Annotated in this window: 10 protein-coding genes; 3 read left to right on the plus strand and 7 right to left on the minus strand. The window is 47.2% G+C overall.

Annotation, left to right across the window (positions count from 1 at the left end):
- From QUA45_RS20725 to QUA45_RS20735, 3 genes are all read left to right on the plus strand, one after another.
- On the plus strand, positions 1–1,356 hold a 1,356-nt coding region (locus QUA45_RS20725), incomplete at its 5' end, for a TauD/TfdA family dioxygenase (RefSeq protein WP_333222000.1).
- 298 nt (positions 1,357–1,654) lie between these two features.
- Complete coding sequence (locus tag QUA45_RS20730; protein WP_333222001.1) at positions 1,655–5,995, plus strand: amino acid adenylation domain-containing protein; 4,341 nt, start codon at positions 1,655–1,657, stop codon at positions 5,993–5,995.
- Positions 5,996–6,118: 123 nt separating this feature from the next.
- Entirely contained in the window at positions 6,119–7,276 is a 1,158-nt protein-coding gene (locus QUA45_RS20735; RefSeq protein WP_333222002.1) for an aldo/keto reductase, read from the plus strand.
- A gap of 162 nt (positions 7,277–7,438) precedes the next feature.
- Here the strand turns inward: QUA45_RS20735 and QUA45_RS20740 are convergent, their stop codons facing one another.
- The 7 genes from QUA45_RS20740 to QUA45_RS20770 form a co-directional block, all read right to left on the minus strand.
- Complete coding sequence (locus QUA45_RS20740; protein WP_333067958.1) at positions 7,439–8,479, minus strand: tetratricopeptide repeat protein; 1,041 nt, start codon at positions 8,477–8,479, stop codon at positions 7,439–7,441.
- 450 nt (positions 8,480–8,929) lie between these two features.
- Positions 8,930–9,703, minus strand: a complete 774-nt coding sequence (locus tag QUA45_RS20745) for a BMC domain-containing protein (RefSeq protein WP_333096970.1) — start codon at positions 9,701–9,703, stop codon at positions 8,930–8,932.
- A gap of 205 nt (positions 9,704–9,908) precedes the next feature.
- Positions 9,909–10,607 (minus strand): carbon dioxide concentrating mechanism protein, encoded by a 699-nt coding sequence (locus QUA45_RS20750; protein WP_333222003.1) that lies wholly within the window; start codon positions 10,605–10,607, stop codon positions 9,909–9,911.
- A 289-nt stretch (positions 10,608–10,896) separates the two neighbouring features.
- On the minus strand, positions 10,897–12,531 hold the full coding sequence (locus tag QUA45_RS20755) for a ribulose bisphosphate carboxylase small subunit (protein WP_333096966.1): 1,635 nt from the start codon (positions 12,529–12,531) through the stop codon (positions 10,897–10,899).
- Between the two features lie 118 nt (positions 12,532–12,649).
- Positions 12,650–12,955 carry a EutN/CcmL family microcompartment protein gene (locus tag QUA45_RS20760; protein ID WP_006635057.1) on the minus strand — a complete coding sequence of 102 codons (306 nt, stop codon included), beginning with the start codon at positions 12,953–12,955 and terminating at the stop codon, positions 12,650–12,652.
- Between the two features lie 279 nt (positions 12,956–13,234).
- A complete protein-coding gene (locus tag QUA45_RS20765) occupies positions 13,235–13,576 on the minus strand; it encodes a carbon dioxide-concentrating mechanism protein CcmK (protein WP_006635058.1) in 342 nt (113 codons plus the stop codon).
- Positions 13,577–13,672: 96 nt separating this feature from the next.
- Complete coding sequence (locus QUA45_RS20770; protein ID WP_006635059.1) at positions 13,673–13,984, minus strand: carbon dioxide-concentrating mechanism protein CcmK; 312 nt, start codon at positions 13,982–13,984, stop codon at positions 13,673–13,675.
- Positions 13,985–14,196: the final 212 nt, after the last annotated feature.

A 14,196-nucleotide genomic window follows, 5' to 3' on the forward strand; every position in this document is an offset into this window, starting at 1 on the left:
ACACCGCTCTTTCAAGTCTTATTCGTCATGCAAAATATGCCCATGCCTGCTTTAGAGCTAGGCGGGTTAACTTTGACACCCTTAGAACAAGACAGCGGCATCGCCAAATTTGATTTAGTTCTCTTCGTGGGAGAAACCGAGCAAGGAATTGCAGGCACTTGGAAGTACAACACTGACCTTTTCGAGGCCGCCGCCATCGAGCAAATGTCCAGCCGTTTTGAAACCTTACTCAACAGCATTGTGGCGGAGCCTGAGACTCGGTTAAATAACTTAGAAATTCTCACAGAAGCGGAAAAAGAACAACAAGCAATGCAACAAGTAAAGCGCGAAAAGCTGAATTTTAGCAAGTTTAAGAGTGTTAAACCGAAAGTAGTCACTCTGCCAGACGGCGAGTTGATAAAAACCGAATTTCTCCAGCCTGGGGAACTATTCCCGCTAGTCATGAAACCCGCTACCAGCGATGTCGATCTCATTGACTGGGCGAAAAACAACCGAACTTCGATCGAGACAAAATTGCAGCAACACGGTGCAATTTTGTTTCGAGGCTTCACCGAGCCCTTAGTTTCTACTTTCGAGCAGTTTGCCTTGGGGATTTGTCCGCAACTGTTCGGCGAGTACGGAGATTTGCCGCGCGAAGGAATCGGCGGAAAAGTTTACGGTTCGACCCCTTATCCTGCCGACCAAACCATCTTCTTTCACAGCGAAAGTTCGCACCTGCACCGCTGGCCAATGAAAATCTGGTTTTTCTGCGTTCAGCCGGCGCAGTCAGGCGGCGAAACCCCGATCGTTGATTGCCGGAAAGTTTACCAGTTGCTAGACCCCAAACTCCGAGAAAAATTCGCCAAAAAGCAACTGATGTACGTCCGCAACTACACCGACGGACTCGATGTAAGCTGGCAAGAATTTTTCAAAACGGCGCATAAAACTGAGGTGGAACAATATTGCCGTCAAGCGGGCATAGAATTTGAGTGGAAAGACGGAAATAAGCTCAGAACTCGTAAGGGGAGGCCGGCGATCGCCAAGCATCCCAAAACAGGAGAAATGGTATTTTTTAACCAACTTCCTTTGCACCACATTTCCTGCTTAGATCCGGGCGTCCGCAACTCTTTATTATCTGTCTTTGGAGAAGCAAACCTGCCTCGCAATGTTTATTACGGCGACGGCACTCCCATTGAAGACTCGGTAATGGCAGAAATTCATGCCGTCTATCAGCAGGCAACCGTTAGTTTTCCTTGGCAATCTGGCGACATATTAATGTTAGATAATATGTTGGCTGCTCACAGCCGCAATCCATTTGTCGGGTCGCGCAAAATTGTGGTAGCGATGGGCGAAATGATCGGTGAAGCAGAGATTTAAAAGCTGACTTCTATCCCGCCAAAATCGGCTTTAGCCAACTTTGCTAGGAATTGATAATTGGCATTAGTCGCCACTTCAACGCCTTGACCACAGTCTGTTTTAACTTATATGTTGCACCATTCTCAATCAGCTTTTTATGGGCGGGCAGGATGCCCACCCCACAAGAAAATCTGCTCTTTGTGGAACAGGCATCTTGCCTGTTCTTGAAAAAGGCGCAAGATGTGAGTTTTAACGGACTTGAGCTATAAACTTTGGACTTAAGTCCCTGGCGATCCTAAAACATAAAGCAATATAACCAATGCAAACAATTAATGGATTTCGGCTTTCTCCTCAACAAAAATATCTGTGGCTGTTGCAACAAGATAGTCCCGCCTATCGCGCTCAATGTGCGATTTCGATCGAGGGGAATCTCCAAGCCAATGCCTTAAAAGAAGCGCTGCAAAAAGTCAGCGATCGCCACGAAATTTTGCGGACGAGCTTTCAACGACGTTCTGGGATTAAATTTCCGATTCAAGTCATCGGCGATCGCAGTTTAATTTCCTGGCAGATCGTTAATCTCGAATGCTTGACTTCGGCAGAACAAGCGGCCAAACTCCATGAAATTTTTCAAAACGAAAAGCGCTCAGTTTTCAACTTTGAACAAAATCCAATTTGGCGCTTATCCTTAATTTCTCTATCAGCAAACAGGCACATTTTGGTTGTTAGCCTGCCTTCCCTGTGCGCCGATTCCCGCACCATCAAAAATCTAATTCGAGAAATTAACCAGTGTTATGCAGCTTGCTTGCAAGGTGAGGAACTGGCCCACGAAGTGGTACAATATCTTCAATATTCTGAATGGCAGAATGAATTAATTGAGGATGAAGAGGCGGCAGAGGGCAAAAAATATTGGACCGATCGGGATTACTCGGCCCTAGCCAGCATAAGATTGCCTTTGGAAAATAAAAATAGCAGCAAGTCCGATCGATTTGAACCGAATTTTTTTGAGGTTAAAATAGAACTGAGTTTACTAGAAGAAATAGAAGCGATCGCGCGCCGCTACGAAACCTCAATATCTGCTTTCTTTCTAGCTTGCTGGAAAACGTTGCTCTGGCGGCGGTTGGGAAAGGCAGAAATCATTATGGGCACCGCCTTCGACAATCGCAAATATGAAGAATTAGAGCCAGCACTCGGTCTATTTGCCAAGTTTTTACCGCTTCGCAGCCAACTGCAAGAAAATTTTACCTTTCAGGAATTATGGCAGGAAATTCAGCAATCCCAAAGCGATGCTTATAAATGGCAGGAATATTTCAACCGGGAAGATATAAACGGCTCGCCTGGATTTCCATTTTGTTTTGAGTTTGAGGAACAACTAGAAAAGTATGCGGCGGCTGGCGTAGATTTCTCAATTTACCAGCAATATGTCTGCGGCGATCGCTTCCAAGTTAAACTCTCCTGCGTGCGCCGAGAGGATGCTCTCATCGCTGAGTTTCACTACGATCCGGCCTTGATAGGGGAACAAGCGATCCAATGTTTAGCAGAGCAATTCTACACCTTAATAAAAAGTGCAGCTAATCACCCAGAAACCGCTCTCGGCGAGTTGGAAATTCTGAGCGATCGCGCCCGCCAGAAAGTTTTAGTTGAGTTCAACCAAACACAGAAAGATTACCCAAAAGACAAGTGCATTCACCAGCTATTTGAGCAACAAGTGGAGCGCGTACCAGAGCGCCTTGCGGTTGTCTGTGAAAATCAGCAGCTCACCTACCGAGAACTCAACGCCCGCGCCAACCAAATCGCTGATTACTTACAACAATTAGGAGTTAAATCCGAAGAATTAGTCGGAATTTGTGCTGAGCGGTCTGTGGATGCGATCGCCGGAATGCTCGGCATTCTCAAAGCAGGCGGCGCGTACTTGCCACTCGATCCGACCATGCCAAAAGAGCGCCTCGCCTTGATGTTGCAGGATGCTGGAGTCGCAGTGCTATTAACGCAACAACAGCTAATCGAAAACTTGCCAAAAACTCAGGCAAAAATCCTTTGCTTAGACGCAGAAATTCCCTCTGTCTCCCCCTCTCCGTCTCCTCCTCTCTCTCCTGAAAATTTAGCTTATGTCATTTATACTTCCGGTTCCACTGGCACGCCAAAGGGAGTGGCAATTGAACACCGATCGCTCCTCAATTACCTCTACAGCATTCAGGAACGGCTAAACCTGCCATCAGGAGCCAGTTTCGCAACCGTTTCTACCTTAGCAGCCGACTTAGGAAATACAGTAATTTTTCCAGCTTTATGTACGGGAGGAAGCCTTCACATAATTTCCCAGGAACGCGCCACCGATCCAGAGGCGATCGCTGCTTACTTCCAGCAGCATGCCATTGACTGTCTCAAAATCGTTCCCTCCCATCTAAAAGCTTTATTAACTGCTGCTGATCCGGCGCAGGTTTTGCCGAAAAAGCGATTAATCCTTGGCGGCGAAGCCTTAAGTTGGAATTTGCTCGAAACTATTGAGAAATACGCCCCCGACTGTTCAGTCTTCAACCATTACGGGCCAACAGAAGCTACCGTAGGCGTGCTGGCTTATCCCATCAAAGACCGAGAAAATTGCATTTCTGAAACAGTTCCTCTCGGTCGCCCTATCAATAACGCGCAGATTTATTTACTTGATTCGCACTTGCAGCCAGTTGCCATTGGCGTACCCGGCGAGTTATACATCGGCGGTGCTTCTTTAGCTCGCGGCTATCTAAACCAACCCCAATTAACCGCAGAAAAATTCATCCTCAACCCCTTCGACGCCGAACCAGGAGCGCGTCTGTATAAAACCGGAGATTTGGCCCGGTATTTGCCGGACGGAAATATTGAGTTTTTAGGGCGGAGCGACAGCCAAGTTAAACTGCGAGGATTCCGCATTGAATTGGGGGAAATAGAAGCAGCGCTATCTCAACATTCCGCTGTGCGCGAAGCAGTAGTTTTGCTACTGGAAAATGAACCGGGGAATCAGCGCTTAGTGGCCTATGTTGTACCCGCGAGGGAATCAGCGATCGCTATTAACGAGCTGCGGTCATTTTTAAAAGAAAAACTGCCCGAGTACATGGTTCCTTCTGCTTTTGTCGTACTGAAAGCATTGCCCCTCACGGCTAATGGAAAAATAGACCGGCGGGCGCTGCCAGCGCCGGAGGCGGCGAGAGCCGATTTAGCAGATACTTTTGTCCCTCCTAGCACTCCCATTGAGAAAATGCTTGCTGAGATTTGGGCTGAGTTGCTAGGGCTGAAAAAAGTGGGAATTTATGACAATTTCTTTGATTTGGGGGGACATTCATTACTGATTACTCAGTTGCTAGCAAAGGTAAGAGATTCTTTCCAAAAGGAATTGCCCTTGCGCCGTTTTTTTGAAGCGCCTACCATCGCTGCTTTAGCAAAGAATATTGAGGTGAAGCACGGGGCGGATTCTGCGGGCGATCGCACTGCAAGTTTCGATATTAACGCTGAAGTTGTTTTAGATCCGGCAATTCGCCCTGCAACTCCATTGAGCGAGGCAAAAACTGAACCAGCTTGCATTCTCTTAACAGGGGCGACGGGCTTTTTGGGAGCCTTTTTACTCCGCGACCTCTTGCAACAAACTCAAGCAGAAATTTATTGCCTAGTCCGTTCTGCCGATTCAGAATCAGCCAAAAAGCGGATTCAAAGCAGCCTCGAATCCTATTTAATTTGGGATGAAAGCAGGAGCGATCGCATTATCCCAATGGCTGGAGATTTGTCTCAACCACTTTTGGGGCTTTCCGAGGAGCAGTTCGGAGTTTTAGCCAGTAAAATTGATGTCATTTACCACAATGGCGCGTTTGTCAAGTTTACTTATCCCTATTCGGTTCTCAAACCCGCTAACGTTTTGGGGACGCAGGAAGTTCTGAGATTGGCGAGTCAAAGTAAGCTAAAACCAGTCCATTTAATTTCTACGATTTCCGTTTTCTCGGCAATGGGAAAATCTGGGATTAAGCTCGTGCGAGAGGAGGACGAACTCACTCCGGGAGAGGGTCTAAAAAGCGCTTACACTCAGACTAAGTGGGTGGCAGAAAAGTTAGTAGAGGTCGCGCGCGATCGCGGAATTCCTGTTAGCATTTACAGGCCAGGTCGCATTTCTGGGGACAGCCAAACAGGAGCCTGCAATCCCAGCGACTTACTGTACAGGTTAATCGCTGGTTGCGTGCAACTTGGATGTGCGCCCGATGACGATAAGCTGATGAATGTAGCGCCTGTTGACTATGTGAGCCGAGCGATCGTTCATCTTTCGAGGCAAAAAGAATTGCTCGGAAAGACTTTTCATTTAGTCAACCCTCAGTCCTTTCAAATGAGTGAATTGCTGGGCTGGATTTGCTCAATGGGTTATCCAATCAAACGAGTTTCGTCTGAGGCTTGGCAAGCAGAAATAATCAATCGCGCTGGATATTCTGCAGAAAATGCGTTGTATCCGCTTGTCGGTCTTTTCTCCGAAAAAGTTTCGGAAGCAGAAATGGCTAAATCTGCCACGCTGCAATTCGATTGCCAGAATGCGTTGAAGGGACTTTCTGGAACGGACATTATCTGCCCGCAAGCGGATGCGAGTTTGTTTCGGACTTATTTTTCTTATCTCGTCGATCGCCAGTTAATAGAGGCTCCCAAATATCTGGTCTAAAAATGTAGAGGCGCGAGCGATCGCGTTTCTACCTTGCTCACTTTGAGGAGAATTTTAAATCAAGCATCACTTAGACTTGCGGAATTCCTGATTAGTTTATTTAACAGAAGGCAAAAGATTTTTATGTTAGGAAGTAGTAATGCGATCGCGATCGCAGGCAGAGCTACCGCAGAAGGAACGCAGCGTTACAGGGAACGGCACAACAAAAACTGTGCAGCCGATCACTTCCGAGAAACTGGTTCGCTTGTGGCCAGCTCGATTGGAATTGGCACTTACCTTGGCGAACCAGATGAGTATACTGACACTCTTGTGGCGTCCGCTGTAGTGGAATCGGTTCGGCGGGGTGCCAACGTAATTGACTCAGCAATCAACTACCGCTACCAGTACGGAGAGCGGAGTGTTGGAAAGGCTATCCGGCGTCTCTTGGAATCGGGAGAAGCCTCAAGAGATGAACTAATTATCTGTACGAAAGGCGGCGTTGTTCCGCATCCAACTCCAAACCATGTAGAGTGGTTTTATCAGCAGTACGTCGAGCCAAACAACTCTACTGTCAGCATGGCAGATTTGGCCCAGGAGCGTTACTGCATCCACCCAGAATACATTCAAGATCAGCTTAATTGGAGCCTCGCCAACCTCGGCATTGAGACAATCGATGTCTACTATCTTCACAATCCAGAAAAGCTACTTTCTCAAGTTGAACCCGATACTTTTTATAATCGGTTGCGAGAGGTTTTTGAGGTACTTGAAGGTGCAGTTTTAGCTGGAAAAATTGCTAATTACGGTCTGGCAACTTGGAATGCTTTCCGCGTACCTCCAACTCAAAGGGATCGTATCGATCTGGCGCGTGCGAAATTTCTTGCTCGGGAAGTAGCTGGGCACAAAGAGGATCGGTTTCGGTTTATCCAGCTTCCTTTGAATATGGGGATGCCGGAAGCGGTGCTAATCCCAACTCAAACAATCGAAGGAGAACAAGTCTCTGTATTGGAAGCTGCCGATCGCTTAGGCATTTCCGCGGTCGCCAGTATGTCGCTTTGTCAAGCGCAGGTTATCGGTCAGATCCCAGAAAAGATTGCTTCTGCCTTTGGCGAAAGCTTGCGGACAGACTGCCAGCGGGCGCTCCAATATACCCGCAGCGCCCCTGGCATCCTGAGTGCCCTTGTAGGGATGAAAGCGCCAAAACATATAGAAGAGAACCTAGCCCTTGCTGCTGTCGGGCGGCTTGGGAGAGCAAGCTTTCAGGAACTTACTGATTCAATTGTTCAAGTGTTAAACGGAAATTGAAATCTCCCTTGCCGGAGAACGGCTGAACTTAAAATCTTGAATGGCATTATGGAATAGTTTCAGTTAATGTTTATGGTTCTTCGGTACTTAGTTTGCTAAAATTGGATATTATTGTAACATTTTAGCCGACCAAGTACCGAAAATCCCTGATTACTGACTAAATCAATCATTAATAAATTCACCTTCACAGATAATCGAGTCTCTGTTCTCCAAATCTTCTTGATTCCATACCGCGTTTAATGCTGCTGAACTTAAGGAAGTTGACATCGTATTTAATGTTGTGTTGTAGTATTCGGCAGCATTATTAAGTTCGACCTGTGGCGCTTCCTTGAAGTACGAATTAATATCAGGCGTACACCTCTGTGCTTGGTAGTATAAATAAGCTTCAGCATTAATGCACATTACATGGTAGAAATCCTTATTGGCTGCCGTAATATCTCCAAGTTTATACAGCGCTAAACCCCGGTTGAGATAAGCTTTAACATAGTTCGGATCGAGTTCCACTGCTTTATCAAAGTCTTCAATTGCAAGCTGCATTTGTCTTAATTTATAGCGAACGCAACCTCTGTTATAATAGGCATAAACATTTTGTGGATCGATGCCGAGTGCAGTGTTGTAATCGGCGATCGCCTGCGTATTGTCTCCTAATTGGTGGTAACAGAGACCTCGATTTATGTAAGCTTTGATATATTTAGGATTCAACCGCAGCGTTTCGTTAAAGTTTTCCGTTGCTGCCTCTTTTTCTCCCAAAAGGTAGTAAGCGCGCCCCCGGTTGTAATAGGTTTTATAATTGTGGGAATTGATAGATATAGCTCGATCGTAGTCTTCTATTGCTTCTTCGTAATTTCCTAAATTAGCAAGTACAAGTCCTCGGTTGTTGTAGATAGCGTGGCTGTTAGGCTTATTTGCTAAAGCGCAGTTGAGATCTTCAATGGCTTTTTCGTGTTCTCCGAGATGACGCCAAGCATTGCCCCGATTCAAGTAAGCCTCGAAGAAATTAGGATTGATATCTAGGGCTTTGCTGAGGTCGGCGATCGCTTTTTGGTAGTCTTTCATGTAATAGTAAACCAAGCCGCGATTGTTGTAGGCTTTGGCATCGGCGGGATTGACTTGCAGTATCTCATCGAAGTCCTCAAGTGCCGCTTCATAGTTTCCCTTCTTAGCGCTGTGCAAACCACGCTTGTAAAATTGTTTGAGGTTCATAGGTCAACTTTCAGGATTGCTTGATGCTGGGGAGTGATTCCTGTGCAGTCAGTTTTGAGTTCGACAGCCGTTAATCTGTTGAAAGAGCATCCACCCGCACTCAGAGTAACTCTTAAATGATTCCCGGCAATCTACCCTAGACAGGATTTTTGGTTTATTTTAACAGTAGTTAAATCCTGTTGAAAGGCTCTGCACGTCGGCTGGATTGACTTATTAGTCAGTTCGATTGTTTACCCGATCGACTTTCGCTTAAAAGTCTAGTTTTACTTGGTGCTGTGTGTTTCTTGATGCGGCTGCGATCGGCTCGATCGCGCAATTAAGTTTGAGACCGCTACTCAGTATAAATTGTTGCCAGCAGTCCCACCGAGTAAACTCTATATTTTTTTGACAAACTTCGTCTCAGTATTTGCAGCAGCACGCCTCTACAAACTTTTGTTGCCTAATTACCAATTACCGATTGATTTCCTCTTCGACATAAACCCTCAATTTCTCCAAATCTGGAAGTTCGATCAATTCTTGTTCCTTTTCCTTAACCGAGACGGGCATCATCACAGGTTTACGCTGCTCGATCCAGCAACTTGCCAGCGGTAAAGTTTGTTCCAAATCTTCCAAAGGCCTCGGAATAACCATCACCGCGTTCAACTCGCCAATTCGCTCAGCTTCGTACATCCCGGCCTCTACGGCTACTGCTACATCTGCAACTGCACCGCGAATAATTGCCGTGCACAAACCTGCGCCAATTTTCTCGTAAGCTGCCAAGTGTACGTCTGCGGATTTGAGCATAGCATCGCAAGCACCGACCATGGCCGGAAACCCCCGGGTTTCGAGCAAACCGATCGCCTGATTGCTAAGCCGAGAATAATTGCCACTTTCGGAAAGTTCAGTCAGCCGAAAGCCGATGGGCAAAACCACTTCCAAATTAGCCAAAGGTCTAGGAATCACCAACTTAGAAACAAACTGCCCGAACTGTTCAGCAGTTTGAGCTCCAGCTTCCACAGCCAAACGCACATCCGAAATTCTGCCCCGGACGATCGCCGTACAGTGACCGGAACCAATTTTTTCGTATCCTACTAAAATCACTCCTGCCGACTTCAGCATCATGTCAGCAGTCCCCACAATTGCCGGAAAACTCTTGGTGGATACCAAACCCAAAGCAGTGTCTTTGAAGTATTCCTGGCGCTGCGATCGTTCTTCGTGACTGTTACGATCCGTTTGTCCGTCCATCTTCTATTACCCTTAGAAACTTCCCAAAATAAAAATTTGTTGATAGTTTATAGTTTCTCAGATGAGAAGACAGACTGCACTAGCTACAAGACACAGATTGCTGCTGCAAGGCCTTACAAATTGCTGAGCTACCAATAATATGAGATTACCTATTTATATTTGATCTATCTGCCTTCAGCATAGCTGCCTTTTGGCGAAATGACGGCTACCCGGAATCGCCGGATAGAGTTTGGCCGTTTTCCTCCGATCGATTAAAAGCTTGCCTGTGCGGAAACAGTGTCCCCAACAGCCGATTGATGTGAGCTTGACCGTACAGAATAGTTGGCGTTTCCCCTGGTTCGGGAGGCTCTGGGGCGGTGGATTCCGGCGGCTCTGGGGCAGTCTCTGGCGCAGTGTGAGGCGGTGTTTGGGCGGGTTGTGGTGGCTCGATCGGCTCGATCGGCTCGATCGGCTCGATCGGTCGATCGACTGGTGGCGTAGTGGCTTCGGGGGTTTCGGGTGATGTTGGCGATGCTGTTGGCGCTGTTGCGGTTGCTTCTGCTGCGGCGGCTTGGCGGCTGGTATCTCCCATTAGAGAACCTGCTGGCATAATTTGCATTTTTTCGATAGAAGGATTGATTAGGGTCGTCCCGGCCCCAATACAGGCATTTTCCCCGATCGTTCCCGCACCTACCACCAGCACCCCTGCACCCAGAATAACTCCCGCCGCGATTTCCAGAGTACCTTCACGGGCGTGAAGGATAACTCCCATACCGATACAGGCACCGGCGGCGATCGAGATCCGGCTGCCCGGATCTGCTTGCATGATTGCTCCAGGGGCGATCGCCGCACCCTCATTCACAACTACATCGCCACTCATCAAAATCTGAGAGTTGCTACTTAATTGCAGTGGCGATAAATACATTCAACTTCACCATGAAAGGAGCTATTTTTTTAGATCAAAGGACTTTAAATTATGGGGTTTATCGACTAATAAATTTAACCCTCTCAATCTAATAAACGATTATTTACTAATACTGAGAAGATCGATACTTTAACGTTTTCTAGAAAGTTCCAGAAGATTCTAGATTTTGACTAACCCTTCTCAATCGAGCTTTTCAACTATCTCAAATCCAACTTCAATCCGCTTGGATTTCTCCCGTGGACACCTGTGCGAGGGCTTAACGGGAGAAACAGGCTAATTACCAGGCAAATTAAGGTCGTTGGATAATTTCTTCGAGTACCCGGCGCTTCGCCTTGGAGTCGATGCCCAGCAAGCGGACGTACTCGCCGCTGTGTTCTTTGAGACAGCTTTCGAGGGCAGAAATCACTTCGGATTCGCGGTTGGATGAGATCGGGGCGCAACTGCTCCAAGAACCGGTGCGGAAACGGCGCGCGTCGGCGTGTTCCGTACCAATTTTGTAGCCTTGGGAAAGCAGGTTGCGGATTTGGTCGATCGTCTTGCCGGTCAAACTTCCGCTGCTGGCCGAACCAGTCGAAGCTGCTTTGTATCCCGAAGTTGCTGCTGGCTTAGCCGATTGAGCAACGGGTCCGTCTGGACGCTGAATAAGTTCTTCAACGACACGCCGCTTAGCTTTCGGGTCAATCCCGATCAAGCGCACGTACTCGCCCGGGTACTGATTCATCACAGATTCCAAAGCGGCGATCGCCTCAGATTCGTTTCTGACTTGCAGCGAAGCCCCGCTTTGCCAAGAACTGGTGCGGAAGCGGCGCGCGTCGGCGTGTTCCGTACCCACTTTGTAGCCTTGAGCTAGCAAGCTGCGAACCTGAGCCACTGTTTCGGCACTCAATTTTCCATTCGACACGGAACCGCTATTGTGGTATGAAGCTTGTGCAACTTTACCGTTAGATTGGTGAGTTTTCGCACCGTTAGAACCGTTAGAGCCGTTGTCTCCCGGTCTTTGGACGATTTCTTCTAGTACGCGGCGCTTGGCTTTGGTGTCAATCCCGATCAAGCGCACGTATTCTCCTTGGTGTTCAGCCATGCAAGCTGACAAAGCCGCGATTACTTCTGAGTCGCGGGTTGAGGAAATCGGGCCGCAAGTACGCCAAGAACCGGTACGGAAGCGGCGTGCGTCGGCGTGTTCTGCTCCCACGCTGTATCCTTGGGCTAGTAAATTGCGGATGCTATCGGCAAGAGTTGGACTCAATTGGGTGCCGGCAGGGGTAGAATATTTGGTTTGAGTCATATTTGGGTTGGTACTTTTCTCGTTGCGAATTGGTGCTAGACAGGCGATGTTCTCAGCGCAGCGATAACCCGTTCTCAGAGCGTCATTGATGCCGATGACATGGGTCGCAAATTGAATGTCAGAATCTTGAACGTCAGGCAAGCGATCGGCTTGCTTCTGATTAGTGATGATGGCTCCCGAAGGTACGTACTTACCGGCGGGAATCTCCACATCTTTAATTAGTACGTGCATCATGACAATGCAGCCGTTGCCCACTCTGGCATTGAACACCGTAGAGCGAAAGCCGATAAAGCAGTTGTCGCCCACGTAGGCAGGGCCGTGAATTAAACTCATGTGGGTGAGGGAAGTATTTTTCCCCACCCACACAGAATAGGATTTGTCGTCGTCTCCTGTAACTCTGCCTTGTTCTAGACCGTGAATCACTACTCCGTCTTGAATGTTGCTTCCTTGTCCGATATAAAAAGGAGTTCCTTCATCAGCGCGGATAGATGTTCCGGGGGCAATCATCACATTAGAACCGATATGCACATCCCCAATAATGTTAGAAAAGGAATGTACGAAGGCGGTATCGTGAATTTTGGGCTCAGCCAAGTTTTTCGACCAAGGCGTCGGGGGAGCCGCAACGTTGCGGACTGCCATAAATTAAGTTCTCCTAAACTGAAAAATCTTTTTGTTAGTTGTTAGTTGTTAGTTGTTAGTTGTTAGGTGTTAGTTGTTAGTTATTTTTCCACTAACTGCTAACTGCTAACGGTTGCAACTAGCCGTATGGGTCGTCTTTTTTACTGTAAATGAGGCGGTTTTCTACATTGACAGTATCTATAATGCCTACTACCAGAGCATCGATCGGACGGTTTTCGCTTCCGGGCGCGATCCGGGCTGCGCTGCCTCGAGTCACTAAAACCCATTCATCGATACCAGCGCCCACACAGTCAGCGGCTACCTCATAGCCGGGAACTGGCGAACCTTCCTCATCAATGAATTGCAGCAGTAGAAATTTCGATCCTCTCAGCGTCGGCTCTTTTTGGGTACTGACAACTGTGCCGAGAACTTTGGCCATTTGCATTTTAGGTAATAGGTAATAGGTAATTGGTAATTGTCATTTTTACACTGTCACTTGTCTTTTTTTTAATTAGCTTTCCTCAGTCCGCTGTCCGCCTTTTAGAGCTTCTTCTAGTAACTAATCACTCATGACCGATGACTGATGACTAATAACCAATATCCCATACCCACCTCAATTAAAAATTAAAAATGCTAAATCAAAAACATCGCGATTTTTAATTTTTAATTACCAAACGCCCCTAACAGCCGTGAAGCGAAGCTATCCCGTAGGGAATCGCCTATCTTATGATCTGTTGAGAGGGCGAATGCCGCTGACGCCTTCACGGAACTGTTCTACAGCTTCGGTATAGCGAATCGGCAACACGTATTCTAAATTTTCGTGAGGGCGGGCGATAATGTGGGTGGACATCACTTGTCCGCCGTTAACACGCTTCACTGACTCTACTCCGGCTGCGACAGAAGCTTGCACTTCCGAGACATCTCCTCTTACAATGACCGTAACCCGAGCGCTACCGATTTTTTCGTAGCCTACCAAGGTGACGCGGGCTGCTTTGACCATCGCGTCAGCGGCTTCTACCACTGCGGGGAAGCCTAAGGTTTCGATCATGCCAACTGCAATTGCCATTGGTTTTACTCCTGATTGAATATTTGGGGAACTAAACAGTTAATTTTTGACGCTTGCACAAATTTTCCTTAAAAGAAATTTTTGTGCGTTAAGAACTTAGTAGCCTCGGAACTGTTCTACTGCTTCTGTATATCGAATCGGCAGAACATATTCTAGGTTTTCGTGGGGGCGAGCGATGATGTGGGTAGAGACGACTTCTCCGCCGTTCACCCGCTTGACGGATTCCACTCCTGCTGCGACTGAGGCTTGGACTTCCGACACGTTGCCGCGCACAATTACGGTGACGCGGGCGCTGCCAATTTTTTCATAGCCCACGAGGGTAACGCGGGCAGCTTTGACCATAGCATCGGCAGCTTCCACAACAGCGGGAAAACCTTTTGTCTCAATCATTCCCACGGCAATTGACATTTTTGAATCTCCTTTGAGGATGAGCGAAATTACCGTTACAAATCTTTGAGAAATCTAAAAATTTGGACGGGGAGGCCCACATTTTTTAGTAATGCAGTGTAAAGCTTCCTATCCTATAAGAATAGGGGAAGCTGTCCACCTTGACAATATAAACTAACATCATAATGTTTAATAACAAAAATTAAAATTTTTTATGTTACTTAAAATAATTT

Origin of the sequence: Microcoleus sp. Pol12A5 (assembly GCF_036701435.1) — a bacterium.
Lineage (GTDB): Bacteria > Cyanobacteriota > Cyanobacteriia > Cyanobacteriales > Microcoleaceae > Microcoleus.

Excerpts from the sequence above, each read along its gene's own strand:
- QUA45_RS20730 (WP_333222001.1), top strand. The coding sequence starts at position 1,655 with ATGCAAACAATTAATGGATTTCGGCTTTCTCCTCAACAAAAATATCTG.
- QUA45_RS20760 (WP_006635057.1), bottom strand. The coding sequence starts at position 12,955 with ATGCAAATGGCCAAAGTTCTCGGCACAGTTGTCAGTACCCAAAAAGAG.
- QUA45_RS20740 (WP_333067958.1), bottom strand. The coding sequence starts at position 8,479 with ATGAACCTCAAACAATTTTACAAGCGTGGTTTGCACAGCGCTAAGAAG.
- QUA45_RS20735 (WP_333222002.1), top strand. The coding sequence starts at position 6,119 with ATGTTAGGAAGTAGTAATGCGATCGCGATCGCAGGCAGAGCTACCGCA.
- QUA45_RS20745 (WP_333096970.1), bottom strand. The coding sequence starts at position 9,703 with ATGGACGGACAAACGGATCGTAACAGTCACGAAGAACGATCGCAGCGC.
- QUA45_RS20770 (WP_006635059.1), bottom strand. The coding sequence starts at position 13,984 with ATGTCAATTGCCGTGGGAATGATTGAGACAAAAGGTTTTCCCGCTGTT.
- QUA45_RS20750 (WP_333222003.1), bottom strand. The coding sequence starts at position 10,607 with ATGTATTTATCGCCACTGCAATTAAGTAGCAACTCTCAGATTTTGATG.
- QUA45_RS20755 (WP_333096966.1), bottom strand. The coding sequence starts at position 12,531 with ATGGCAGTCCGCAACGTTGCGGCTCCCCCGACGCCTTGGTCGAAAAAC.
- QUA45_RS20765 (WP_006635058.1), bottom strand. The coding sequence starts at position 13,576 with ATGGCAATTGCAGTTGGCATGATCGAAACCTTAGGCTTCCCCGCAGTG.